24 protein-coding genes are annotated in these 25,555 nt (G+C 48.4%); 15 read left to right on the top strand and 9 right to left on the bottom strand.

What is annotated here, in order from left to right; all coding sequences use genetic code 11:
• Positions 1-388 precede the first annotated feature (388 nt).
• On the top strand, positions 389-3,667 hold the full coding sequence (locus BLS44_RS13255; RefSeq protein WP_090390558.1) for a TonB-dependent receptor: 3,279 nt from the start codon (positions 389-391) through the stop codon (positions 3,665-3,667).
• A 116-nt stretch (positions 3,668-3,783) separates the two neighbouring features.
• On the opposite strand, the gene BLS44_RS26810 is transcribed toward BLS44_RS13255, so the two are convergent.
• Together BLS44_RS26810 and BLS44_RS13245 are read right to left on the bottom strand one after the other, a co-directional pair.
• Positions 3,784-4,299 (bottom strand): PH domain-containing protein, encoded by a 516-nt coding sequence (locus tag BLS44_RS26810; protein WP_245729208.1) that lies wholly within the window; start codon positions 4,297-4,299, stop codon positions 3,784-3,786.
• Positions 4,300-4,666: 367 nt separating this feature from the next.
• Positions 4,667-5,461: a hypothetical protein gene (locus BLS44_RS13245; RefSeq protein ID WP_143019760.1), complete on the bottom strand. Its 795-nt coding sequence runs from the start codon at positions 5,459-5,461 to the stop codon at positions 4,667-4,669.
• A 284-nt stretch (positions 5,462-5,745) separates the two neighbouring features.
• On the opposite strand from BLS44_RS13245, the gene parS reads away from it, so the two are divergent.
• Both parS and BLS44_RS13235 read left to right on the top strand, forming a co-directional pair.
• Entirely contained in the window at positions 5,746-6,267 is a 522-nt protein-coding gene (gene parS / locus BLS44_RS13240; protein ID WP_090390555.1) for a type II RES/Xre toxin-antitoxin system antitoxin, read from the top strand.
• Positions 6,268-6,336: 69 nt separating this feature from the next.
• Positions 6,337-6,798: an RES family NAD+ phosphorylase gene (locus tag BLS44_RS13235; RefSeq protein ID WP_090390554.1), complete on the top strand. Its 462-nt coding sequence runs from the start codon at positions 6,337-6,339 to the stop codon at positions 6,796-6,798.
• Positions 6,799-6,810: 12 nt separating this feature from the next.
• Here BLS44_RS13235 and BLS44_RS13230 read toward each other — a convergent pair whose 3' ends face one another.
• Positions 6,811-7,647 (bottom strand): DUF4846 domain-containing protein, encoded by an 837-nt coding sequence (locus tag BLS44_RS13230; RefSeq protein ID WP_090390553.1) that lies wholly within the window; start codon positions 7,645-7,647, stop codon positions 6,811-6,813.
• 106 nt (positions 7,648-7,753) lie between these two features.
• Between BLS44_RS13230 and rnhA the strand changes: the two genes are divergently transcribed.
• On the top strand, positions 7,754-8,215 hold the full coding sequence (rnhA, locus tag BLS44_RS13225) for a ribonuclease HI (RefSeq protein ID WP_090390552.1): 462 nt from the start codon (positions 7,754-7,756) through the stop codon (positions 8,213-8,215).
• A gap of 67 nt (positions 8,216-8,282) precedes the next feature.
• Here the strand turns inward: rnhA and BLS44_RS13220 are convergent, their stop codons facing one another.
• From BLS44_RS13220 to BLS44_RS13195, 6 genes are all read right to left on the bottom strand, one after another.
• Positions 8,283-9,725 carry an L-serine ammonia-lyase gene (locus tag BLS44_RS13220; RefSeq protein ID WP_090390551.1) on the bottom strand — a complete coding sequence of 481 codons (1,443 nt, stop codon included), beginning with the start codon at positions 9,723-9,725 and terminating at the stop codon, positions 8,283-8,285.
• A gap of 67 nt (positions 9,726-9,792) precedes the next feature.
• Entirely contained in the window at positions 9,793-10,299 is a 507-nt protein-coding gene (locus tag BLS44_RS13215) for an FKBP-type peptidyl-prolyl cis-trans isomerase (RefSeq protein ID WP_090390550.1), read from the bottom strand.
• A gap of 206 nt (positions 10,300-10,505) precedes the next feature.
• Positions 10,506-10,985 carry an FKBP-type peptidyl-prolyl cis-trans isomerase gene (locus tag BLS44_RS13210; RefSeq protein ID WP_090390549.1) on the bottom strand — a complete coding sequence of 160 codons (480 nt, stop codon included), beginning with the start codon at positions 10,983-10,985 and terminating at the stop codon, positions 10,506-10,508.
• Between the two features lie 38 nt (positions 10,986-11,023).
• The gene (locus BLS44_RS13205) at positions 11,024-11,536 is read right to left on the bottom strand and encodes an FKBP-type peptidyl-prolyl cis-trans isomerase (protein WP_143019759.1); all 513 of its coding nucleotides are present in this window, start codon (positions 11,534-11,536) and stop codon (positions 11,024-11,026) included.
• 13 nt (positions 11,537-11,549) lie between these two features.
• Positions 11,550-12,110 carry an FKBP-type peptidyl-prolyl cis-trans isomerase gene (locus BLS44_RS13200; RefSeq protein WP_090390547.1) on the bottom strand — a complete coding sequence of 187 codons (561 nt, stop codon included), beginning with the start codon at positions 12,108-12,110 and terminating at the stop codon, positions 11,550-11,552.
• Between the two features lie 46 nt (positions 12,111-12,156).
• A complete protein-coding gene (locus BLS44_RS13195) occupies positions 12,157-12,471 on the bottom strand; it encodes a hypothetical protein (RefSeq protein ID WP_090390546.1) in 315 nt (104 codons plus the stop codon).
• Between the two features lie 81 nt (positions 12,472-12,552).
• On the opposite strand from BLS44_RS13195, the gene BLS44_RS13190 reads away from it, so the two are divergent.
• The 11 genes from BLS44_RS13190 to BLS44_RS13140 all read left to right on the top strand — a co-directional run bounded on the left by BLS44_RS13190 (position 12,553) and on the right by BLS44_RS13140 (position 25,326).
• Positions 12,553-13,419 (top strand): hypothetical protein, encoded by an 867-nt coding sequence (locus BLS44_RS13190; RefSeq protein WP_245729207.1) that lies wholly within the window; start codon positions 12,553-12,555, stop codon positions 13,417-13,419.
• Between the two features lie 76 nt (positions 13,420-13,495).
• A complete protein-coding gene (locus BLS44_RS27245) occupies positions 13,496-15,829 on the top strand; it encodes an NADP-dependent malic enzyme (RefSeq protein ID WP_090390621.1) in 2,334 nt (777 codons plus the stop codon).
• A gap of 22 nt (positions 15,830-15,851) precedes the next feature.
• A complete protein-coding gene (locus BLS44_RS13180) occupies positions 15,852-16,589 on the top strand; it encodes an MlaE family ABC transporter permease (RefSeq protein ID WP_218127750.1) in 738 nt (245 codons plus the stop codon).
• Between the two features lie 19 nt (positions 16,590-16,608).
• Positions 16,609-17,502 carry an ABC transporter ATP-binding protein gene (locus tag BLS44_RS13175; protein WP_090390545.1) on the top strand — a complete coding sequence of 298 codons (894 nt, stop codon included), beginning with the start codon at positions 16,609-16,611 and terminating at the stop codon, positions 17,500-17,502.
• A gap of 64 nt (positions 17,503-17,566) precedes the next feature.
• Positions 17,567-18,442: a succinate--CoA ligase subunit alpha gene (sucD, locus tag BLS44_RS13170; protein WP_090390544.1), complete on the top strand. Its 876-nt coding sequence runs from the start codon at positions 17,567-17,569 to the stop codon at positions 18,440-18,442.
• Between the two features lie 246 nt (positions 18,443-18,688).
• The gene (locus BLS44_RS13165) at positions 18,689-19,069 is read left to right on the top strand and encodes a response regulator (protein WP_090390543.1); all 381 of its coding nucleotides are present in this window, start codon (positions 18,689-18,691) and stop codon (positions 19,067-19,069) included.
• 140 nt (positions 19,070-19,209) lie between these two features.
• Positions 19,210-22,131 carry an FAD-binding and (Fe-S)-binding domain-containing protein gene (locus BLS44_RS13160; protein ID WP_090390542.1) on the top strand — a complete coding sequence of 974 codons (2,922 nt, stop codon included), beginning with the start codon at positions 19,210-19,212 and terminating at the stop codon, positions 22,129-22,131.
• Positions 22,132-22,585: 454 nt separating this feature from the next.
• Complete coding sequence (locus BLS44_RS13155; protein ID WP_090390541.1) at positions 22,586-23,368, top strand: prolipoprotein diacylglyceryl transferase family protein; 783 nt, start codon at positions 22,586-22,588, stop codon at positions 23,366-23,368.
• The gene (locus tag BLS44_RS13150) at positions 23,340-24,746 is read left to right on the top strand and encodes a radical SAM protein (protein ID WP_090390540.1); all 1,407 of its coding nucleotides are present in this window, start codon (positions 23,340-23,342) and stop codon (positions 24,744-24,746) included. The genes BLS44_RS13155 and BLS44_RS13150 overlap by 29 nt, the downstream gene beginning before the upstream one ends.
• 21 nt (positions 24,747-24,767) lie before the next feature.
• The gene (locus BLS44_RS13145; protein ID WP_090390539.1) at positions 24,768-24,977 is read left to right on the top strand and encodes a hypothetical protein; all 210 of its coding nucleotides are present in this window, start codon (positions 24,768-24,770) and stop codon (positions 24,975-24,977) included.
• Positions 24,978-25,140: 163 nt separating this feature from the next.
• A complete protein-coding gene (locus tag BLS44_RS13140) occupies positions 25,141-25,326 on the top strand; it encodes a hypothetical protein (protein ID WP_090390538.1) in 186 nt (61 codons plus the stop codon).
• Positions 25,327-25,555: the final 229 nt, after the last annotated feature.

Below are 25,555 nucleotides of genomic sequence, written 5' to 3'. Positions count from 1 at the left end.
GCCGGAAGTTGGGCAGGCCGTTCGCTATGGGCAGCGGTAAGTGGTTGAAACATAATGAACTGAATGTGATTCTCTTTTGGCGGGCCAATAAGCTACTTGTTGCCGTGCAGATCGTTTTCCTGTGCTGATCTTTTTAAGGGCGGGGTCAGCGAGGCAAATCTGTGAACCAGGATCTGGAAACTTTTTTTTTGTCCGAAAAAAAAAGTTTCCAAATTTTCAAAAGCGTACAGGGCCTGACCCTGCACCAGGAAGCCGGCAGCCGGTGAAATTGATCCGGATCAAAAATTAACAGATGTTAGGGTTTTGGTTACAATTTGTTAATATTAGAGCCCAAAATGTTAAAGTTTATTGTGTTTCTTTGCCCCCTGAAATCACTTAATCCAATTTTATGCTAAAGAAGATTTATCTATTCATAGCTGTGGTCCTGTTATCCACGGTTTTTCTGCATGCCCAGGTAACAACCAGTAGTATTACGGGTATCGTAAAAGGAGATAAAAATACAACCCTGGCAGGAGCAACGGTAGTATTGACACATACCCCTACAGGAACGGTGTACAACACTACCACAAAGAACGGGGGGGTATTCAATATCCAGAATATTAACCCGGGTGGCCCCTACACCCTGGAAGTGTCAAATGTGGGCTACGAAACCTATAGTTCGTCAAACATTAATATACCACTGGGTGAAATTTACCAGGCAGCGGTAGACCTGACGATCAGCTCCCGGCAACTTACCGAAGTTGTTGTAACCGGAACTGCGAAAAACCAGCGGATTGGTGCTGCTACCAATATCTCCAGAACACAAATAACAAACCTCCCGAACCTCAGCAGGAGTCTGCTGAATATTGTGAAGCTGACACCCCAGTCAAATGGCGGAAGCTTTTTGGGCATGAGCGATCGTTTTAACAATATTACGGTGGACGGATCGATCTTCAATAACAACTTTGGGTTGGGTTCCAATGCACTGCCCGGCGGTGCTTCCCAGCCGATATCCATTGATGCGATTGACCAGGTGCAGGTAAACCTGGCCCCCTACGACGTACGCCAGGCCGGTTTTACGGGTGCAGGTGTTAACGCGGTAACCCGCAGGGGAACCAATAACTGGTACGGAACCGTATATGATTATTATAAGAACCAGAACTTCAACGGGAAGAAAGTAGATGGCAAGGAACTGCCGGAACAGTTGAAATCATCTTCCAATATCCTGGGAGCCAGCATTGGCGGTCCGATTATCAAAAACAAACTGTTCTTCTTTATCAACGGGGAATATGAGAGCCGGACTGCTCCCGGACAAACAGGGATCGCCCAGAATGCCAGTCACAAAAAGGGAGACCCGAATGTACTGGATTATGTAACCGAGGAGGATATGAACAAGGTGAGCGATTTCCTGAAGACAAAAGGCTATGACCCCGGAACATACCAGGGCTATGACTTTGGCACAACGAACAAGAAATTCCTGGCACGTATAGACTGGAACATCAATGACCGGCATCGCCTTACTGCCCGTTATAACCAGTCCCAGACATCGGATGATGTACTTACCAATACCAGCAGCGGGCCTAACCCGCGGCTTTCCAATGGCAGATCCGGGGGAAGTGTTATCAGTAACGGTTTGAACTTTTCCAATAGTAACTATCAGCAAAACAACGATGTTTACTCCGGGGTGCTGGAGCTTAACAGTAAATTATCAGGCGGCGCTGCCAACCAGTTGCTGGCCTCTTTTACAAAAATCAGGGACTACAGGGGCACACCGGGTCCGCAATTCCCTTTTGTTGATATTATGAGGGATAAGGATAATGTATTGATGTCTTTTGGTTCGGAGATCTACTCCTACAAAAATTCCCTGGACAATAGCACCTGGAATATATCGGATAATTTCAGCTGGAGCATTGGCCGGCATAATTTACTGGCAGGCGCCAGCTTTGACTATCTGACGTTTGTTAACTCTTTTGCTAATTACGGCGGGCAAAGCTATTACCGGTTTGCTTCTATCAATGATTTCATCACCGGTGCGGCCCCGGTTGTATATGCCGTTACCTACAGCAATACAGACCGTACAGGGATTACACCGGCTGAAGCCAAATTTGGCCAGTTAGGGTTTTACCTGCAGGATAATTTTACGGTTAACAGCCAGCTGAAACTAACCTATGGAGCCCGTTTTGATATACCGTTCTACCCGGGCACTTCCTTTAAAAATGATGCCCTTGCTGCCGCAGCGCTGCGGGACCGGGATGGAAATCCTTTCAAAGCAGATGTTGGTGTATGGCCTAAGGCAAGGTTGCTGGTATCTCCAAGAGTTGGATTTAATTACGATATAACGGAAGATAAATCCTGGGTGCTGAGAGGCGGTACCGGTATCTTTACGGGTAGGATCCCGTTTGTATGGCTGGTAAACCAGTCGAGCGATAATGGCGTACTGAACACACTGTTTAGTGCAAATGCATATGATAAAAACAAGGATGGATCGTTTAAATATGACATGAGCCAGTATCCGTTCAGCACGGACCGGACTGCACATGTACCTAATCCTTTACCTGCGAATGCCGGAGGTAATACAAGCGCTTCTTATTATAGTGTTACCGCTCCTGAATTTAAAGTTCCGCAGGTTTGGAGAAGCAACCTGGCTTTAGATAAACGTTTCGGCAATGGCTACACCGCCACTATTGAAGGGATCTATTCCAAAACGCTGAATTCCGTGTACCACTATAATGCAAACCTTGGTAATACAACCGGTACGCTCAATGCGACGGGGGATACAAGACCTGTTTATAGTAAGAGCCTGCTGTCAGATGTTGGCCAGGTTTTCGTTATGGATAATAACAGCAAAGGATATTCTTTTGCGCTTACCGGGCAGCTGCAAAAAACGTTCTCGCAAAACTGGCAGGCATCTGTTGCATATACCTATAGTATTGCAAAGGATGTATCACCCAATAACGGAGACCGGTCTCAAAGCTCGTGGACGCAGAATGCGATCATAAATGATCCCAATCACCCGGAACTGGGCTACTCGGCCTACAGTGTTCCGCACCGGGTAACCGCTTTTGCTTCTTACCGGTTTGAGTACGCCAATAAAAGCCTGGCCAGCACAATATCATTGTTCTATTCCGGCTCTTCGCAGGAGCGTTATCTGTACCGGTATAGCGGCGATTTAAATAGTGACGGAGCCACCAATGATCTGTTATATGTTCCAGGCAGCCGGGATGGTCTTGAGTCCATGTTTACACAGCTGGATATAAAGGATAAAACCGGTAAGGTTGTAGAATCCTATACGCCGGCGCAGCAGGCAGATGCGTTCTGGGCCTTTGTTGAAAAAGATAAATACTTAAAGAAACACAAGGGCGATTATGTGGATCGCTATGGAGCGCTGTTACCCTGGGTGAACCGGCTTGACCTGAGATTCCTGCAGGACCTGGCTCCTGTTATCGGCGGCAAAAAGCACACTTTCCAGATCAGCCTCGATATGCAGAACTTTCTTTCCCTGCTGAACAGCTCATGGGGGAACCAGTATACCTATAATTATGGTACTTACTCCGATCAGGCTATTGCCGGAGCAGATAAAGGGAAATATACCTTCCTGCCGTCCAATGCGAGCAAGCCTGTATACGATAAGTATTACGGTTTAAGAAGTACCTGGAGCATGCAATTGGGAATCCGGTATATTTTTTAAAAAGGGATCTATACAGAATATTTAAAACCGCCTCCGGGCGGTTTTTTTGTGGGCAGGCAAATACCCTTGGGATAGGAATATGCCCGGGCCTTGTCGTGAGCCCTGCATCGTACAAATTATAAACGGCTAAGGATCTCAGCTTTTTTAGCATCAAATTCAGATTGTTCAATTAAGTTATTATCGAGGAGCGTTTTTAATTTTTGTAAGGCAGAAAGCGGGTCGTCGGTTTGTGGTGTTGCAGCCTGTTGCGGTTGTGCGCCAGTTGTTACACTGATATTTCCGGCTGCGGCCCGTTTGTCCTCAAGTTCAAGTTGCCTTCTGTAGGCTCTTTGTTTTTCCTCCTGCTCCTGGGCAATAGTATATAATTTTCTTGCCTGCGCCTTGGGCAGGTAGTCAATTTTATTGGTTTGACGATTTACCGTTCTTAATGAAAACTCCGCGCCTAAAATGCCTTCTTTCATATGACAGTCATAAATGTCCTTCCAAACGTAATCCTGAAATTCCATTGACAGGCCGAATGTTTTGGGCCGGCAAAAGATCACCCGTTTGTTCGTTAACGCAATGCAGTCGGGAGATAAATTTACGGCAGGTTTCCTTTGTACTGCTATGTATTCAAGTTCTTCATCTTTCATGAGTAACTCGTTTAGCTTTTCCGCAACCTTTTCAATTGCCCTGGAATCCTGGTCTTCATTCAGGAATTTTTTTAGATTTGCTATCATACCGGATCGTATTTTCTTTTAAGAGCCTCAAAAGCGGCATAGGACCTGCTGGTTTCCGGCCAGCCGTAATCATTGCGCGCTCTGAACCCTTGCACGAAGGTATTTTCCACCTACGGAACTTTATTACGGAAAACCGTAAGGGACTCCCTGCCGATCATCATGGTATCCACAGGGAACAGCTACCCGATAACTAAGATGCCGGAGGTGGAAACAACGTAAAAGGGGACTCTTGGTGTCTGAGGTTATTGCATTACGCTCATTTTTACACGGCAGTGCTTTTTCAGAAATTGAATACGCCCCTCAGGCCCATCTCCATTTGTGTTTTTACGGATTCATTCATACGTGTTGGGATTTGTGTGCCGTCCGCCATAAATAACAGATCCTTCCCATTGCCTGTTGCCCATTGTTGCAGGGAACCCCGGAGCTGCAAACAGGCCCGTGATCCGATTTGATACTGTAATGCGAGCCAGCCATTGCCACCCAACCCTTTTGCCTGATGAATAAAGCTGAGCGGGTGACTGAAATCGGTACGGTGGATCCAATTGCCCCGGGCTTTATAGGTGTGCTTTTGTCCGCTTATGCCTGCGAGGGCCATCCAGTTTTGTGGCAGCTGTATCCGCAGCTCCATGGCCAGGAGGGGACCCTGCCACTGTGCATCATAGATGCCTTTGGTACGGGCACCCGATCTTTCCTGCGTCCGGTAGCGGGTCTTTGAAATAAAATAGCCCCCACCGGCTGTAATGGTGACGGTACTCTGACGGATTACCTGGTAGAGACCTTGTAAGCGGTAACCGGCTGTATGATCCCCGCGGCTCCCGAACTGGTGAAATGCCACCGGTATACTCCGGCCATTGCCGGCATAGTCGACATCTGTTACCCGGCCGGAAAAGCCATATTGTCCTGCAAAAGCAGCAGTGAGGGAGAAACGGGAACCCAGCAGGCAACCTCCCTCTAAAAGAATACCTGCCCGTTTCAGCGCCGTCAAACGCAATTCTGATAAAATATCCGGGTTGCGGCCCTGTTCATTTCCGGCAATGGACCACCGGAAGTTTTCTGCCGACAGCACTGGACCCACTGAGAGCTGCCATCTTTTTTTTTGTGTTGGCACTATTTGACAAAGAACAGACTTGCAGGGGAGCAGCAACCCATAAAGCAAAACGGTGATCCTGATCAGTTGGCCCATTGTTGTATTTTGTTAAACAGGTTTTGTGGTGTCAAATTAAGGGTTTTAAATCAATTGTACCAGTAGTATCTGAATTTCCGTATGCGTAAAAGAGAATCATTGTTTGCGCCGGAAGAAAAATTTCGAAAACCGGACAAATGACCGTAAATTTGGGTCAGAGATAAAAGAAGCAAGAAATGAAATCTTCGAAAAGAAAACACCCCAGAGAAAGCAAGCCCGATAACCTGCTGGAAGAGCCTGCTGCTGCATATTACACCAGCCCCGGTAATGTAGGTGTTTCGATTACCCTGATGGGACTTAAGGAAGATCCTGTCTTTAAAACGGTCCGGAATACCGCCGATTTTATCGATCGTATCCGCGACGGGCTGCCCAAGAAGGCCCTGGATCATCTTGCCCGTATAATGGGTGTGTCGGATGCGCAAATAGCCGGTATTATTCATACATCAGACCGGACATTACGGCGGTACACTCCTGCACAAAAGTTAAATGCCGGTCAATCAGAGCGTATTATTGAGCTGGCGCGGCTCTATGCAAGAGGCGCTGATGTTTTTGATGGTCTTGCCAATTTTAAAACCTGGATGGCCACTCCCGTAGATGCGTTGGGGGCAAAAAAACCCATCGAATTTTTAGACACGTCTATGGGGATTGAACTCCTGACAGACGAGCTGGGGCGTATTGAACAGGGAATATTTGCATAACAAAACCGGCTGCCGGCCTTCCTGTTTTATGGCATACCGGAAAGGAGACCTCCATCTCAATAACGAAAAATGAAAATCTACCGCATTAGCAAATGTGCCTATATTGATGACCTGAGCGGAACCGGTGCTGCAAGTTTCCCGGGGCGGTGGCATAACAAGGGCACATATATTTTGTATACAGCCGCATCACCGTCTTTGGCCCTTCTGGAAAGCGTTGTACATATTACCACTATTGTAAAGCTGGAGCTTTGCATCATTGGCCTGGAAATACCGGGAACAAGCATCCAGGAGGTTTTCCGGGAACAGCTTCCTGAAGGGTGGTTTCGCAATCCACCGCCTGATCAATTAAAAAATATCGGGGACCAGTTTGTGGAGGAGGGGCAGTTCCTTGCCTTAAAGGTCCCATCTGCCGTAATGCAGGAGGAGTATAATTACCTGTTAAATCCTGCACATCCGGATTTTGAAAGTGTAAAAGTTGTTTATAGCAGGCATCTTCATCTGGATCAGCGATTGCTTGCCCAACAGAAGTGAGCGGGTGCGCTCCTATTTCCAACCGTATAACTGGTTGCTGTAAAACGTCCATTCAGGCGTGGGGATCCGGTGGCTGTCATTCAGCGTATACCAGGGGCTGCTGTGAGGCCTGGAAGGGTTTTTAAGGATATGAATATCCTGGGCGGGCATATAACTTTGTGCCAGGAGATATATTTTTTCTTTTTTTTCATTTTGAGCCATATCCATAACGATCACTGCATGCCCGGGTGCGCCGGGTTTTAACAATACATCACCCGGCTGCATATCCGCTATCTGTTTTTTATAGAGGGAGGCCGGTAACGTAGCCGTGCCGCAGTAAGCAAATACGATCCCGAGGTATTGTAGCAATGAGCTATGTGCAGGTGCCACGGGCTTACCCCGGACGGCAACAAGCTTTCTGCCGGAAAGCCGATACCGGGTTCCTTTCATCCAGTCGCTGTAGGATATCCAGCAGCCATCGCCCGATTGGAACCTGATCTGCTCAAAGCGTTTTGCAGCGAAGAGATACTCTGCACGTAACCGCATCACCGCGTCGGCACATTGCTGAAGATCTTTATCGCCAACGCTGATATCCAGCACTGCATACTGTGCCTGCTGATTGGATTTGGGTGCTCCGTTGAACAGGAAAACGGTGTTGCTGTTTTTGAGTTCCAGATGGGTTAAATAGAAGCCAAAGCCGGCAACCGGTGGGGCATTGCGTATATAGCCGGGTGGTGGTGCAATAGCGGAAACGGAGCGGGGATTACTGCTGACGGAGGCGGGCACCGTTGTGGCGGAAACCGGTGATGGCACTTGCTTACAACCCAAGAGGCAGCACACAGTGATGGTGCAGTAAATAATGAGTTTCATATTGTTGATGAAGATCAGGGGCGCTGATCTGTTTACCGGATGAGAGCGCCGTTTTGAAAATTTCCATAAACGGATTATCAGTGATCAGTCATTATCTTTGCCCGTTATGCAATCCCAGGGAATTACGATTTATACAGATGGCGCGGCCCGCGGCAACCCGGGGCCGGGTGGCTATGGTGTTTTGCTGATGTATGGAAAACATCTGAAAGAATTGTCGGGAGGGTTCCGGCATACTACCAACAACCGTATGGAGCTAATGGCTGTAATTGAAGGACTGCGGGTATTGAAAACAGCAACATTGCCTGTTACTATTTATTCCGATAGCCAGTATGTAGTGAATGCTGTTACGAAGGGATGGCTGCATAACTGGGTGCGTACCGGTTTTAAAGGCGGAAAGAAAAATAAGGACCTGTGGATGCAGTACTACCAGCTTGCCCAAAAATTCCAGATCCGTTTTGTATGGGTAAAGGGGCATGCGGATAACCCCTATAACAATCGTTGCGATGAGCTGGCTACGGCTGCTGCGGATGGGAAAAACCTGGCGGAGGATGTTGGGTATGAAGGGTAGGCTGATGTTCAACGTTCAATGTTCCTGGTCAGAACCCAGCGTGAAACTTTAAACTGAGAACCCCCACTCAGCACTCCGGTAAGCTCAGCGGCACGTTTACTGCCAGCCCGCCATCCGCGGTTTCCTTGTATTTGAAATTCATATCCTGGGCCGTATCCCACATGGTCCTGATCACATCATCGAGGGATACCCTTGCGAAATCGGGTGTGCTTTGCAGGGCCAGCTGGGAGGCGGTAATAGCCTTAATGGCTCCCATAGTATTCCGTTCTATACAGGGTACCTGCACCAACCCGCCAATGGGATCACAGGTCATACCCAGGTGGTGTTCCATGGCAATTTCTGCTGCCATCATCGCTTGTTTCTGCGACCCGCCCAGCCCTTCTGTTAAAGCTGCTGCGGCCATTGACGAGGATACCCCGATCTCGGCCTGGCATCCGCCCATTGCTGCGGAAATCGTAGATTCTTTTTTAAAGATGCTGCCAATTTCTGCGGCGGTCATCAGGAATTTCCGGATCGGATCCAGGTTGTTTTCGCCGGGCTCAACATCCGTGCAGAAAAGAATAAAGTAATGCAATACGGCTGGTATTACGCCGGCAGATCCATTGGTCGGAGCTGTTACGACACGGCCAAAAGAGGCATTTTCCTCGTTAACGGCGAGGGCGAAACAACTTACCCAATCCAGTGTATAGCGAAAATCACTGCCTCCTTCCCGGATCAGGCGGATCCACTCGCTGTACGATGTATAATGGGCTTCACCCAGCAGTTTTTTGCTTAATGCAGCTGCTCGTCTTCTTACATTTAGCCCCCCGGGGAGTACGCCGGTTTTGTGACAGCCGCGGTAAATACAGTCGCGCATAGCCTGCCATATCTTTACAAGCCCTTCGTTGGTTGCCGCCTCACTTCTCCAGGCCAGCTCATTTTCGGCCACGATTTCGCTGATAGAAAGCCCTGTTTTAATACTCCACCGGAGGAGATCATCGGCGTCGTCGATCGGAAAAGGAAGCAATATGTTATTATTTAAAACAGCGTTTTCTCCTTCTTCTTTTACAAAACCGCCGCCGATGGAATAGTAGGTTTTGGCGATATTTTCTCCATTATTCAATGTAGCCAGGAAGGTAAGGCCGTTGGAATGGTAAGGCAAGGTTTCCGTAAAAAGGAATTCAATGGCCTCACGGGGATCAAAGCTGATACGCCGGTCCCCGTTCAGCAACAGGCTTTTTGTTTCCCTGATCGTTGCTATGGTGGAATCAATTTTTTCTACATCGAAGGTTACGGGATCATGACCACAGAGGCCCAGTTGTACCGCAATATCGGTACCATGCCCGACCCCGGTTTTGGCCAGTGAGCCATAGAGGAGAATCTTTATTGCAGTTACAGCGCTGAGCTGTTGCTGCAATTCCAGGTGCTGCAGGAAACGCTCTGCCGCCCGCCAGGGCCCGAGGGTATGGGAGCTGGAAGGTCCTATCCCGATCTTCAACATATCGAAAACCGAAATCGGTTCGTATTGCATAGTTCAATTTTTTCTATCCGAAATTACAACAAAGCGTGCGATCCGTCATTTTCGAAAATAAGGAAGCTTAGTTTTCGACTTTTATTAATTCAATATCAAAAAACAGCGGCTGATTGGTGAGGGAACCATAACGGGGATCGCAGCCATATGCCAGGGCAGAGGGCAGGAGCAGCTTGATACGGCCCCCTTCTTTTATTTTGGCAAGCCCGAGGTACCACCCCGGTATGATCTTATTGAGCCGGAAAACAGCGCCTTCCGGGCTTTTGGTATAACTGGAGTCAAATCCTGCCCCCGTAAGCAGCCTGCCCATATATTTTACGGTTACCTGGCTATTTGGCCCGGGGGTTGTGCCCGTACCGGCATCCATGACCTGCCACATCAGCCAGTTGGCTTTATTGCTGTCTGCTGTAATGGCACTGTCGCGGATGAACTTTTTCATCTGTGCGGTATCACTGACAGCGGCTTTGGGTTCGCAGGCGGCAGCGTTTTCATCCTTAATACAGCCGATTATTGCCAGGCCAAGCAACACCGCCAGTCCTGCGTATATTTTTTTATTCGTTGATAACGGGTTCATTATTCAGATGTTTTTTTCCTTCTGTGGCGAATTTACACAAATGGCGGGATTAAGGAAAGGCATCCGCCTGGCTTCCCGGGGAGCAGTACTTCAGAATAGCCCGGACCTGCTGCCGCCTGCTGATCAGGGAAGATGGGTCTTTATATGTAAAACCCCGGCCGGACCGGGGTATATTTTATGCTATGGGTGGTTATGGCAACCCGTTATCATTGCACTTTTACCAGTTCAACATAAAAGTACAATGGCTGATTGGCCATTTGCCCGTACCGGATATCGCACCCGTAGGCCAGTGAAGAGGGAACGATCAGCTTGATTTTTCCTCCTTCTTTAATTTTAGGAATGCCGATCTGCCACCCGGTAATAACACCATTCAGAGGGAATGCAGTTCCGCCCGGGTCTCTGACATAGGAAGAGTCGAACCCCTTTCCATTTAAGAACCTGCCTACATATTTAGCGGTCACGTTGCTGTTGGCCAACGGTGTGGCACCGGTGCCCGGGCTTATTATCTCATACATAAGGCCGCTGGGGTCCGTCATAGTAGTGATGGAACTATCCGTGGCAAACTTTGTCATTGCGGCTTTCTCACTTTCCACCGTTTTGGGTGTACACGGTTTTACCTCATCATTTTTAAGGCAGCCGATCATTGCGGTACTTACGATCAGTGCCAGGCCGAACCATTTTTTCATGTGTTTATTTTCGTATTGAATTTTAAGACTGCATTTTTTTAGTAACTGGGGATCATATCGGTGAGCTCGTATTCATAGACCAGCTGGGAATTGGGCGGTACAATGTTTACCCCTGCAACCTGCAAACAGCCAAACTGGGAAGACGAGGGGATCACCAACCGGATTTTGCCGCCTTTTGACAACTGACTGATCGCATAAACAACGCGGACGCCGGAGCCAAAAGTCCGCAACGGTGCTGTAGGAGGCTGTTTTACCGTAAGGGAGTCTACGATCGTTCCGTTCATTAACCTTCCTATATACCGGAAGGAAACCAGGGAATCTATCGTCGGTTTTGTAGTGCCGGTGCCCGGTTTTTCGATATAATAATAGACCAGCTCCTGGCTATCAAAATGAAACAGCTCTTTTTGCCCGTTTTTCTGCAAAAAAGAATCGATGATCTGGCGGTCCCGGCTCAGGCTCAGCTTGTTGGTACAAGCAGGCTTGTCATCGGATTTAGAACAACTCACCGCCAGACCTGCGATAAAAAAGAGGACAAGAATAGGTACTTTCATATCCCGCTTCAAATCAATTAGGCGCTTTTACGTCTGTAAGCGTATAGTCGTAGATCAGCTGAGAAGAGCCCGGCACTGTTTTGCCATTTTGCAAGGATCTTGTCTGACACCCGCCGGCTAAGGATGAAGGAATGATTGTCCTGTATTTGCCACCTTCCTTTAAGGAAGATAATATGTTGTAGTAATAAATAAATCTGGGATCTCCCTGCTGAGGGTCCTCGTACCCGCCGCTACTGTTTTTTCGTAATTCTTTTAATGCCTGCGGAGTACTATAGGTATCTGTGCCCAATTCAGTGCCATCCAGTAAAGAATAGGTCACTTTAAATGTAATTAATGAGTCATCCTTCGGTTGACTGCCTGCTCCTGGTTCCACGATTCCCATATATTGATTATAGGTAGAATTGAACATCAGATTTGCAGAAGAAGGGTTTTTATCAATAAACGAGTCAATAACCGACCGGTCCTGCTGCAGCGTATTGGGTATGCAGGTGGGGCCATTGTTTTTCATACAGGAAGCAAATGTCGTTACAGCGGCTACAACGGCAATTACGGGTATTAATAACGTTCTTTTCATTCTTTCAAATTAAATAATAAATTAATAAATATTGATAATCAAGTAATTACTTCTTGTTTTTACGGGCTCGCAACGTCTTGTAGTAGTTCTCATTGATATCCCACTTGTGGTAAGACGAAAAGATACCAATGAACGCAACAATGATCACACCAGCAATAAGCAAAATTAAAAAAAGAGAGGGGTCTGCGTTTGCCTCCATGGCGGCTTTTTTATACCAGCCGCTGAAAAAGTTGATGAAAATGCCGATCATCAGCAGGATCCCGAGGGGGGTGCTGATCAGGAAATTTTTTAATGACCGCTTTTTTTTGAGCCGGTTGGCTTCCCAGTACTTCATAAAAGCTTCTTCTTCCTTGGTATACATGATGCCTCAAAGGTACATGAAAAACAAGCAGTTTTGTAAGTGTAACAAATCTTGCATATATTGCAGTTCAAACAATTGTTTGTGAAACTAGCATCACTATTAGCCCAGTATCTATTAGCCCATAAGCAGTTAAGCTTACCTGGGCTGGGAGTTTTTTATGCGGATAATAATGGAGACCCGGAGTACCCGGCAATACGTTTTGAGCAACAGCCGGTGGATGGGTTTGATGAATCCATAGTAGACTTCGTTTCTTCGGAAACCGGCAAAATGCGCGTATTAGCGATATCCGACCTGAATTCACAGCTCGAGGATGCGGTCCGGTTCCTGAATACGGGGAAACCCTATCTTTTTACCGGTATCGGTACGCTTCTGAAAAAAGCGGACGGATCATATGATTTTGTACCCAACACGGCCCCTCTTCCGCCCCGGAAGAAAGATGTTCCGATCACCGAAAGGAATACCGTTCCTCAATCCTATATCGAGGAAAAACCCGGTAACGGAAGGTCAAAAAAACCGGCGATCATTATTATTGTGCTGGCGGTGATTGCGATTGCCGCAACGATCTGGTTCTATTCAAAAACAGGGGAACCGTCGAATGTGTCGGAAGTTAGTGAAACAACGGAGCCGTCCCCGGTGAAAAATACCCCTTCACCGGATACAACAGGCAACCAGGCGCCCCAACAGGGAAATACCGGGAATTCCGGCGTTGCACCTGCTGCCACTGCCACCCCCGGTATCACCACCTATGTCCTGGAGATCACAAAGGAACCCAGGGCTTCCAGGCGTTATAACCAGCTGAAGAAAATAAGCTGGCCGGTGGAACTGGAAAAAGTGGATTCCCTGCAGTATGCCATCATCATGAGGCTGAATACGGCGTTGCCCGATACTGCAAAGGTCCGGGATTCCTTAACCGCGATCTCCGGCCGGAAAGTGACCATTCGCTACTGACGTTTGCCCTATAATCTTTTTGCCCGTTAAAGCAATTTATTTTACTTTTCCGGCGCTAAAACCGGCATTAAATCATATGGCAAAAAATGATCTACGAAAGGAACAGGCATTGGCCTACCATGCAAAAGGAAGACCGGGGAAAATAGAAGTAATTCCAACAAAAAAGGCAAAAACACAAAGGGACCTGGCGCTTGCCTATTCGCCCGGGGTAGCTGAACCCTGCCTGGAAATTGCAAAGAATACCGAAGACGTTTATAAATACACCGCCAAGGGCAACCTGGTGGCTGTGATCAGTAATGGTACGGCAGTACTGGGGCTGGGGGATATCGGGCCGGAAGCGGGAAAGCCGGTAATGGAAGGGAAGGGCGTGCTGTTTAAGATCTTTGCGGATATTGATGTATTTGATATCGAGGTGAATGAAAAAGACCCTCAGAAATTTGTTGAGATCGTTAAGGCGCTTGAACCCACGTTTGGCGGTATTAACCTGGAAGACATCAAGGCTCCCGAATGTTTTTATATCGAAAAGGAGCTGCGGAAGCAGATGAATATCCCGGTGATGCATGATGATCAGCATGGCACCGCTATTATCAGTGCCGCGGCACTGATCAATGCCCTGGAAATCCAGAAGAAAAGAATAGACAGGGTAAAGTTTGTGGTTAATGGTGCGGGTGCGGCAGCGATGGCCTGTGTATTGCTTTACGAAGAGTTAGGCGCCAAACCGTCCAACTTCCTGATGTTTGATAAGAACGGTGTGCTGAGCAGGAAACGCGATGATCTTGAGGAAATGAAGCTTCCTTTTGCCAATGCCGCGGGGGAAATGTCGCTGGCCGATGCCATGAAGGGGGCCGACGTTTTTCTCGGGCTGAGTGCGGGCAACACAGTTTCGGCAGACATGGTCAAAAGTATGGCGAAGAACCCGATCGTATTTGCCATGGCCAACCCGGACCCGGAGATCTCCTGGGAGGCAGCTACCGGCGCCCGGAAGGATATTATTATGGCAACCGGGCGCAGCGATTATCCCAACCAGGTAAACAATGTGCTGGGCTTTCCGTATATCTTCCGGGGGGCATTGGATGTAAGAGCCCGGATCATTAATACAGAAATGAAGCTGGCCGCAGTGAGAGCGCTGGCGGGGTTGGCCAAAATGCCGGTTCCGGATATGGTGAACCTGGCGTATAACCAGGAAAAAATGGCCTTCGGGGCTGATTATATCATTCCCAAGCCCCTGGATCCGCGTTTGCTGACGGCTGTAGCGCCGGCCGTGGCGCGGGCGGCCATGGAATCGGGTGTGGCCCATCACCGGATAGAGGACTGGGACCAATACAGCAGGGAACTGGACAGGCGGCTGGGGGTAGATAACCAGGTGCTGCGGGCGATGGGTGCCAAAGCACGGTCGGCCCCCCGGCGGATCGTTTTTGCGGAGGGAGAAAATGTAAAGATCCTGAAGGCCGCTCAGATCGTTTTGGATGAAGGCATCGGGTTTCCCCAGCTGATCGGCGATAAAAAAGAGATCGAAGCCATTGCTGCAGAAAATAGTATCGATATTTCCGGAATGGTCATCTTCGATCCGCGCAGCGAGGAGATGATCGAAAAACGGAAAGAGTATGGCGCCATCTTTTTTGAAAAAAGGGCCCGGAAGGGCTACACAAAGGAGGAAGCGTATAAACTCATGAAGGAGCGGAATCATTTTGGATGCATGATGGTGGAGCAGGGTGATGCGGACTGTATGCTGGCGGGTCTTACCAAGAAATACGATGAGGCCATCCGCCCTGCCCTGCAGATCATTGGTACCGAGCCGGGTGTGAACCGGGTTGCCGGAATGTACCTGGTAATGACCAAGAAAGGCCCGCTGTTCCTTGCAGACACAACGGTGAATTTCAATCCTACTGCAGAAGAGCTGGCCGAGATCGTATTGCTGACCGCAAAAGAAGTAAAAGCGTTTAACCTTACGCCCCGCATCGCCATGCTCAGCTATTCGAATTTCGGCAGCAGTAAATCGCCAGAAGCCAGGCTGGTGTCGCGGGCAAGGGAAATAGTGAAAGAGAAAATGCCGGAGCTGATCATCGATGGTGAAATGCAGGCCAATATAGCGCTGAACAACGGGCTTTTGCAGGAGATATACCCGTTTAGCGATTTGGTAGGGCAACAGGTAAACACGCTGATCTTCCCTAATTTAGCATCCGGAAATATTGCCTATAACCTCCTGCTGGAGATCGGGTCTACGGATGCTGTGGGACCCATTGTTATGGGGCTGAAAAAGCCGGTGCACCTGCTGCAGCTGGGCAGCACCGTCAGCAATATAGTAAATATGGCAATGATCGCCATCATTGATGCACAGTTGAAGACAAAGCCGGCCGGTGAAAATGACCGGAATGTAAAGAAGCGGCTGTTAAAAAGAAAAACTGATTGATCCATTATATAAAAGCAATCCATTGAAAATATTAAAAGAGTTTGGGGCATTTATCAAAATGGCTGGCGGGATGTTCCGCAAGCCTGAAAATCCCAAAATGTACTGGAAGCAGTTTATGCTCCAGTGTAACGATATCGGCATCGGTTCATTGGGGATCATCTGCATTATTTCCGTATTTATCGGTGCGGTGTCAACCCTGCAGACCGCCTACCAGCTGGTATCCCCCATTATTCCTAAAACCACCATTGCCCAGATCGTAAGGGACACGGTGATCCTTGAGTTTGCCCCTACGCTGAGTTGTATTGTGCTTTGCGGCGTTGTGGGTAGTAAAATTGCCAGTGAGCTGGGAAATATGCGGGTGAGTGAGCAGATCGATGCATTGGAAATTATGGGGATCAATACCAAGGGCTACCTGGTGCTGCCCAAGATCCTGGCCGGCCTGGTAACCATCCCGCTCCTGATCATGCTGGCCATGGTACTGGGCATTTGGGGCGGGCGTTTGGCCGGTACGGCGGCAGGGATCATCGACCCTTCTATTTTTGATACCGGTCTTGTGATGGCGTTTAAAGCCTATAACGTTTATTTTGCCCTTATTAAATCCTTTGTATTTGCCTTTATCATTACTGCCGTGCCTGCTTTTTACGGATACAATGTAAAAGGCGGCGCATTGGAGATCGGGCATAGCAGTACCAGGGCGGTGGTCGTGTCCTGCGTATTATTGTTATTGGCCGACTATATCTTATCCGCTTTACTTTTGTAAAAACAGTAACCTCAACAGCATGATTGAAATAAAAAACCTGAAGAAGAGCTTTGATGATAAAGCGGTATTGAAAGGGGTTGATGTAACGTTTGATGATGGAAAATGCAACCTGATCATCGGAAGCAGCGGCAGTGGAAAAACGGTGCTGATGAAGTGTATGGTGGGCCTGATAAAGCCCACTTCCGGCGGCGTGCTATATGATGGGGATGATTTTGTGAGTATGAACGATGTGGAGAAAAAAACCATTCGCGAAAAAATAGGGATGCTGTTCCAGGGCGGGGCGCTGTTCGATAGTCAGACGGTGGAGCAGAATGTAATGTTCCCCCTGGATATGTTTACCAATGATAAATACGCAAAAAAGAAGAACCGGGTAAAACAGGTGCTGGAGCGGGTGCAGTTAAAGGAAGAGTCTTACCACAAATTTCCGTCGGAGATCAGCGGTGGTATGCAAAAGCGGGTAGCGCTGGCCCGGGCCATCGTGTTAAACCCCAAATACCTGTTTTGTGATGAGCCCAACTCGGGCCTGGACCCTCAAACTTCGCTGGTTATCGACAAACTGATACAGGAAATTACCCAGGAGTATAATATTACCACTATTATTAATACGCATGATATGAACAGCGTGATGGAGATCGGGGATCATATCACCTATATGCACCAGGGGGAAAAAGAGTGGGAAGGGAACAATAAGGAGATCATTCTTAGTGAAAATCAAAAGTTGAATGACTTTATTTTTGCTTCGGAGTTCCTGAAAGATGCCAAACGCATGCGTACCATACAGGAAACAGGCGAAATTCCAAAAGATATGCCGGCAGGTGTAAAGGATGCCATCGAGGAAAAACTGAATGTAGACCTGGACGGTGACGGGCACATCGGGAGTCCCGGCAAAAATGGCCCGCCTTCAAAAGAATAACAGGGGGTAAAGGGCAAACCCTTAATTTTGCACTTGCTTTTTTAAACATCTATAATTATAAGATATGGCAGTATTGGTCAATAAGGATTCAAAGATATTAGTTCAGGGATTTACAGGTACAGAAGGTACTTTTCACGCTACACAGATGATCGAATATGGTACTAATGTGGTAGGAGGTGTAACTCCGGGAAAAGGGGGCACCACGCACCTGGACCGCCCTGTGTTTAATACTGTTGCCGATTGTGTAAAACAGACAGGCGCCAACGTGAGCATCATTTTTGTTCCGCCTGCTTTTGCGGCAGATGCCATCATGGAAGCGGCAGATGCCGGCATTGAGCTGGTAGTATGTATTACAGAAGGAATTCCCGTGCAGGACATGGTTGCGGTAAAGAACTTTTTGCAGGGCTCCGGAACCCGCTTGATTGGTCCCAATTGCCCGGGCGTTATTACAGCTGATGCGTGCAAAGTAGGCATTATGCCCGGCTTCGTGTTTAAAAAAGGACGTATCGGTATTGTTTCAAAATCAGGAACGCTTACCTACGAAGCGGCTGACCAGGTGGCTAAGGCCGGCCTGGGGATCAGCACCGCGATCGGTATAGGCGGCGATCCGATCATCGGAACCACCACCAAAGAAGCGATTGAACTGTTTATGCAGGATGATGAGACGGATGCGATCGTTATGATCGGTGAGATCGGGGGAGGTATGGAAGCAGAAGCGGCGCGGTGGATCCGGGACAACGGAAATAAAAAACCGGTGGTAGGTTTTATAGCCGGCCAAACGGCGCCTCCGGGACGCCGGATGGGGCACGCAGGGGCCATTGTTGGCGGAGCCGATGATACTGCGGCGGCAAAAATGAAAATTATGAGCGAATGCGGTATCGCCGTGGTAAGCAGCCCGGCGGATATCGGCAAAACAATGGCCGCAATTGTTGGGAAATAACCCAGGAAAGAACTTGTTTAAAAAAGTCCCGGACATCCGGGACTTTTTTTATTTGTGCAGATCGGAAGCGGATTAAAAAAAATGTCATAAATTTGAGTGCCCTCTGATATTGGACCACAGGCCCAGAATGCAGTTAGAATGGTAACCCGATTCCTGCATTACGGGCAACAACCATTATGATTGCTATTTTATTTGAACGCCAACAAAATAAAATCATGTCAACTGTTCAGATAATCCCACTTATTTATGACTGAAGGCAATGTTATATTTATTGTAGATGATGACCCGATCCATCGGCTTCTGATGGATAAGCTATTTGCCAGACAGCCAAAGCCCTGTAAACTGTATTTTTTTGAAAACGGACAAAAAGCGCTGGAGGCACTCAAAGAACCATCGGCATTGCCGGATCTGATCTTGCTCGATATTGAAATGCCGGTGATGAACGGCTGGCAGTTCATGGATGCGTTTAGCCAGCTGGACCCCGCATTAATTGACCCGATCCCGGTTTACATGGTTTCCTCTTCTTTCTCGGATGTGGACCAGGACCGGGTGAAACGCTATCCGCGGATCAGGGGGTATATCGTTAAACCCATCCGCATCGAGAAGATTATAGAATTGCTTGAGTAAGCCGGCGGCCTGCAGGTAACTGTTGCCGCAGGAACCGGTGCCGAGGTACTGAAAGATCCTGACGGAAAATTGCTATTATCATACGATGGGGTTGTTGTTTTATGGGGATCATTTATCTTTAACGGATAGAACACAGCATCATGGATTTTCAACAATTGGAAGCAGTATTTTCAGGCGAATTGTTTTATAACAGCAGCAGCCTGCACCAGGCACAAAAAATGGTATATGCCACGGATGCCTCCGTTTACCAGGAACAGCCACTGGCCGTAGCCATCCCCCGGAACAAGGAGGATATAAAAGAACTCATCCGGTTTGCAAACCAGAACAGTGTTTCACTGATCCCGCGCGCTGCGGGTACTTCACTGGCCGGCCAGGTTGTAGGAAATGGTATTGTCGTGGATATTTCGAAATATTTTAAAAAGATCATCGAAATAAATGCTGAAGAACGATGGGTGCGGCTTGAGCCGGGGATCATCCGGGATGATCTGAATGCGGTATTAAGGCCCTATGGATTGTTGTTTGCCCCGGAAACCTCTACTGCGAGCAGGGCTATGATCGGCGGAATGATCGGGAACAATTCCTGCGGCCTGCATTCAATTGTATGGGGGGATACCCGGCAGCACCTGCTGGAAGTGACGGTCCTGTTAAGCAACGGGGAGGAGGTGGTACTAAAACAAAGCAGCCTTGCCGATATTCAGGCAAAGGCAGCGGCAAACACCCTGGAAGGGCGTATTTACCGCACGCTTTTCTCCTTGCTGAATAACGAGAGGAACCGGGAACTGATCCGGGCGCACTATCCCAAGAAATCGCTTAAACGGCGCAATACCGGTTATGCGCTGGATATACTGGCAGATGCAATGGAAGCCGGCAACGGAAGTGCTAATCTTTGTCACCTGATTGCAGGATCAGAGGGTACCCTTGCCTTTGTAACAGAAGCCCGGCTGAATCTGCTGCCCCTGCCGCCGGCCCGGGATGCGCTGGTTTGCATCCACTGCTCGTCATTGGCAGAAGCGCTTCATGCGAACAATATTGTATTGCGACACCAGCCTATGGCCTCAGAGCTGGTGGATCGGTACATCATGGATTTTACAAAGGGGCATCCCGTTTACCAGCAGAACCGTTTTTTTATTGAAGGAGCGCCGGAAGCATTGCTGATGGTAGAATTTATGGAGCAGGAGGAGGATGCGCTGGATGCAAAAGCCACCGCGTTGATCGAAGATCTGAAGCGGAACGGGTTGGGGTACGCTTATCCGGTCATTAAGGGACCCCGGACCAAGCTGGTATGGGATATCCGCAAAGCGGGGCTGGGGCTGATCCGTAATATGCCGGGTGATGAGCAACCAGTTAATTTAATTGAAGACTGCGCTGTTTCCCCCGAAGATCTGCCTGCGTATATTGAGGACCTGCAACGGTTGCTGAAGGGATATGGACTTTCGGCTTCTTATTACGCGCATGCCGGCGCGGGAGAGCTGCATGTAGAGCCCATGATCAACCTGAAAACAGCGGCAGGTAAGCAAACCTTTCGGGATGTGCTGAAAGACACGGTTGTATTGGTAAAAAAGTACAACGGTTCGCTGAGCGGTGAGCATGGGGATGGGAGGCTGCGGGGAGAGTTTATTGCCAGCGCCATGGGCGGGGAGGTCTATCATTTACTGCAACAGGTAAAAGATATTTTTGACCCCGGTAATATCTTTAATGCGGGCAAAATTGTCAATACCCCTAAAATGAATGAACAATTGCGCTATGATCCGCAACATGAACAACAGCAGATAGCAACGGTATTTGACTACTCGCGGCAGGAAAGCGTGCTGCGGCTGGCGGAAAAATGTTCCGGTTCCGGTGACTGCAGGAAATCGCAGGTAACCGGGGGAACGATGTGTCCCTCTTATATGGCTACTTTGCAGGAGAAAGATACCACGCGCGCCCGGGCAAACATCCTGCGCCAGTTCCTGACCAGCTCTACAAAGGAAAATCCATTCGATCATCCGGAGATCAAGGAAGTGATGGATCTTTGTTTGAGTTGTAAGGCCTGCAAATCGGAATGCCCGTCCAGTGTTGATATCGCCAAGCTGAAAGCAGAGTTCTTGCAACACTATTATGATGCGAACGGGGTGCCCTTCCGTGCAAAGCTCATAGCAGGTTTTACAAGATCACAACGCCTTGGAATAAAAATCCCGGCTATTTACAATGCCATTGCGGGCAATAAGATCACATCAGGGATCATTAAACGGATTGCCGGCTTTGCTCCGGGCCGGTCGCTGCCCGCGGTGGGTAAAATAACGCTGCGTCGCTGGTTTGAAGATTACCAGCGAGCGATACCGCAGCGGTTTATAAAAAATGTGTTCTTGTTCTGCGATGAATTTACCAATTACAACGATGTTGAAATTGGTAAAACCACCATTAAGCTGCTCAATGCGTTGGGCTACGGCGTGGAGATCCTTGTGCACAGGGAGAGTGGCCGAACGTATCTTTCAAAAGGGCTGGTGCGGCAGGCGCAAAAGCTCATAACGGAAAATGTAACGGTGTTCTCAAAATTCGTAACGGCTGAGCAGCCGCTGGTAGGTATAGAGCCCAGCGCCCTGCTTACATACCGGGATGAGGCCCTGGATCTGGTGCCGCCCGGCTTAAGGGGCGCCGCACAACAATTAGCCGGCAACAGTTTCCTGATTGAGGAGTTCCTGGCAAACGAATATGAAAAAGGGTATATAGCGGCCAGCCGGTTCACCGGCGAAAAACGAACCGTGAAGCTGCATGGGCATTGTTACCAGAAGTCATTTGGTATTGTAGCTTCGGTACAGAAAGTACTCAATATCCCCGTTAATTATTATGTGGAAACGATCCCCTCCGGCTGTTGTGGAATGGCGGGGTCTTTCGGTTATGAAAAGGAACATTATGAGGTTTCTATGAAAGTGGGTGAGCTGGTACTGCTGCCGGCGGTCCGTGCTGCCGCTGCAGATACTATTATTGCAGCCTCCGGTACCAGCTGCCGCCACCAGATAAAGGATGGGGCAAAACGCCATAGCCTGCATCCTGTGGAAGTATTGTGGGAGGCGCTGAAGTGAGGGTGTGTTTTAAGTAAAGTTGTGGCGGTTATAGGCTTTGCCGTTAATGAAGCAGGGCTGCCAACCTTGTCTCCAGTTGCGGCATGTTCATCATAAAGCTGCGCCATTTCTCTGCCAACGGGTTCTGTGAGGGCTGTCAATCTCCGATAATCATTGTTGGCCAATAGCCCCGGTGTAGCGATGTTGACAAAGGAATCTGAAGAGATGAACCGGTTAACACCTCCCTGTATAAAAAGAGCGGTTTCAATGTGCTTCCCGGGTAATGAACGGTCCTGGAACGGCCGCGAACGGATGGTGATGAACAACGGCATTGCTTCCGTAACGGCGAACGTAGTATATATTCTGAATCTCAGATCTGGAGTCTCGGATCTCAACGCATTCAAATTGGAGCGACGTCGGTTTCTTAAACAATGGTGCGTCCTCAGGAGAAAAACCCTATCTTTCCAAAACGATTATGAGTCTGGAATTTCCGGTATACCTGCATTTTGGAGCGCACAGGATCCTGTTACATATGGTAACAGAAATTGCCAGTTTTTTTATCGCTTTCCGGTTTTACCTGTACCTGAAACGGAAACAGGGGGATCGCATTCCCGGGATGAACAGGCTTTATATCCTCCTGGGTGCTACTTTTGGCGCCTTGCTGGGTTCAAGGATCCTGGGCGGCCTGGAGGACCCGGCAGCGCTTGCTGCAAGCGCTGCACCGCTGCGGTATTTTTATATGAATAAAACCGTTGTGGGCGGATTTTTAGGTGGGCTGGCCGGCGTGGAAGGAATGAAAAAACTTATTGGCGAAAAACAGCGCAGTGGTGATCTTTACACGTATCCCATTATCCTGGGGCTGATCATTGGCAGGATCGGATGTTTCAGCATGGGTGTGTACGAGGAAACTTACGGGCTGCCAACGGACTGCTTTACCGGCATGAACCTGGGAGATGGTTTATTGCGGCATCCCGTGGCGCTGTACGAAATCATCTTCCTGCTTTTGCTGGCCCTGGTGATCCGGCGGACCTCGCTGCGGTTTCCTGTAGCCAGTGGCGCACTTTTTAAGATCTTTATGATCGGATACCTGCTGTTCCGCTTTCTGCTGGATTTTATAAAACCACATTATACCTGGCCTGTAGGATTGTCGTCTATACAAATAGCTTGCTTACTCGGATTATTATACTACATTCGATATATCGTTCAACCCAAAAAATTACTGATCCATCATGCCGGTTCGTCCCTACACCTATTATGATTTCACCATCAGTCTTTGCAGCACCTGTCTGAAAAGGGTGGATGCCAAGATCGTATTTGAGAATGGCAGGGTATACATGCTCAAGAACTGTGCGGAACACGGGTTTGAAAAAGTACTGATCGCCACCGATGTGGAATATTATAAAAACATCCGCAACTATAATAAACCATCCGAAACGCCGCTGCAATTCAATACCAAAACGCATTATGGCTGCCCCTACGACTGCGGGCTTTGCACCGATCATGAGCAACATAGTTGTTTAACGGTGGTTGAAATTACAGATCGCTGTAATCTGACCTGTCCTACCTGTTATGCTATGAGCAGTCCGCATTATGGACGTCACCGTACGGTTGAAGAGGTAGAGCGGATGCTGGATGTTGTCGTTGCCAATGAGGGTACGCCGGATGTGGTGCAGATCAGCGGGGGAGAGCCCACATTACACCCGGATTTTTTTGAGATACTGGACATCGCCAAAACAAAGCCCATTAAGCACTTAATGGTGAATACCAACGGCATCCGGATCGCAAAAGATAAGGAGTTTGCAAAACGGCTGGCCACCTATATGCCGGATTTTGAGATCTACCTGCAGTTTGATTCGTTTAAACCGGAGGCCCTGATCCACCTGCGGGGAAAAGACCTGCTGGATGTACGGATAAAGGCCCTGGAACATTTGAATGAACTGAATCTTTCCACAACCCTGGTGGTAACCCTGCAACAAGGGGTCAATGATGATGAGATTGGCGCCATCATTGATTATGCGCTCAAACAACCCTGTGTGCGGGGCGTTACTTTTCAACCGGTGCAGATCGCCGGCCGTACGGAAAACTTTGATCCGGCCATTAACCGCATTACGATGACCGACGTGCGGCAAAAGATCCTGGACCAGACCAGGGTATTTAATGCCAATGACCTCATACCGGTGCCCTGTAACCCGGATGCGCTGGTGATGGGGTATGCTTTGAAGCTCAATAACCAGGTATTCCCGCTGACCCGTTATATTGATCCGGCGCAGCTGCTGGATAACTCAAAGAACACGATCATTTATGAGCAGGATGATGCCCTGAAGGAAAAGATGATCGATATCTTCAGTACCGGCATCTCTGTTGACCGGGTGGAGGAGAATATGAACCAGCTTTTGTGCTGCCTGCCGCAAATACAGGCCCCGGGTCTTACGTATAACAACCTGTTCCGGATCATCATTATGCGGTTTATTGATGCTTATGATTTTGATGTGCGGGCGATCAAAAAAAGCTGTGTGCACATTGTACATAAGGACGGCCGCCTGATCCCTTTTGAGACCATGAATTTATTTTACCGGGATGAGAAGGAAACATATGTAAAGCAATTACAGGAAAAGATGGAGGCAATAATTCTTTAACCCATTAAATAGCTGGAAATAATGATGGCAGAACTGGGTTTGTTTTTAATCATTGCAGGGCCCATTGTCGGAGGTATTATTTTGCTGGTGGGCATTATCCAGCTTTTTGGAAATGCTGAGTCGGCAACGCAGGGGCGAAAGAAAGCGCTTATTGGCCTTATCACTATCGTGGCTTCGGTGCTGGTTGGTTTTTCTATTTGCTCCATAGCGCCGTCCGGAGGATTTCATTAACCGGATTTCGGGGCTGTTCCGGTGGGTTTTGGGCAATGGTTTCTTATAATGAACCAATATTGAAATTATTTTTATAAACGTACAGCCGCTGCGGATACTGGCCGTTGAGCCGCTGTTTTGATAGAAGGTATACCGGCTTATTATGAAACGTTAAAAAAACAGGATGGAAGAACTGGGCTTATTTTTACTCATAGGAGGACCTATCGTGGGGCTGCTGCTGATACTTATCGGGGTCATTCAGCTTTTTGGTAATAAAGCGGCGGTGCCGGGGCGAAAAACCGTGCTCATCGGACTTATTATATTGGCTTTATCAGGGTTGATCGGTTTTTCGATGTGCAGCGGCATGTGATCCCCCGCGCTGCCGGATGATCATCAGCGTCGTGTTGGAACTGCCGGGTGGTTGCAGCCTGGCGGGTGGCGGAACGGTTCTTTGGTTGCATAGCCGGTCTGAACATAACTGCTTTATGGGAACGAAACTGCAATTTGCGATCCGGCAAAAGACCGGAGATGCACTTCACCCCGTATTTTATCCTTTTTGGGCTAAAAAGTATCAGTTTGGCTTTATGGCTTTTGGGTAT

Origin of the sequence: Niabella drilacis, assembly GCF_900101395.1 — a bacterium.
GTDB lineage: Bacteria > Bacteroidota > Bacteroidia > Chitinophagales > Chitinophagaceae > Niabella > Niabella drilacis.
The sequence above is the reverse complement of the archived record's forward strand: the minus strand, read 5'-3'. Positions and strand labels throughout refer to the sequence as shown.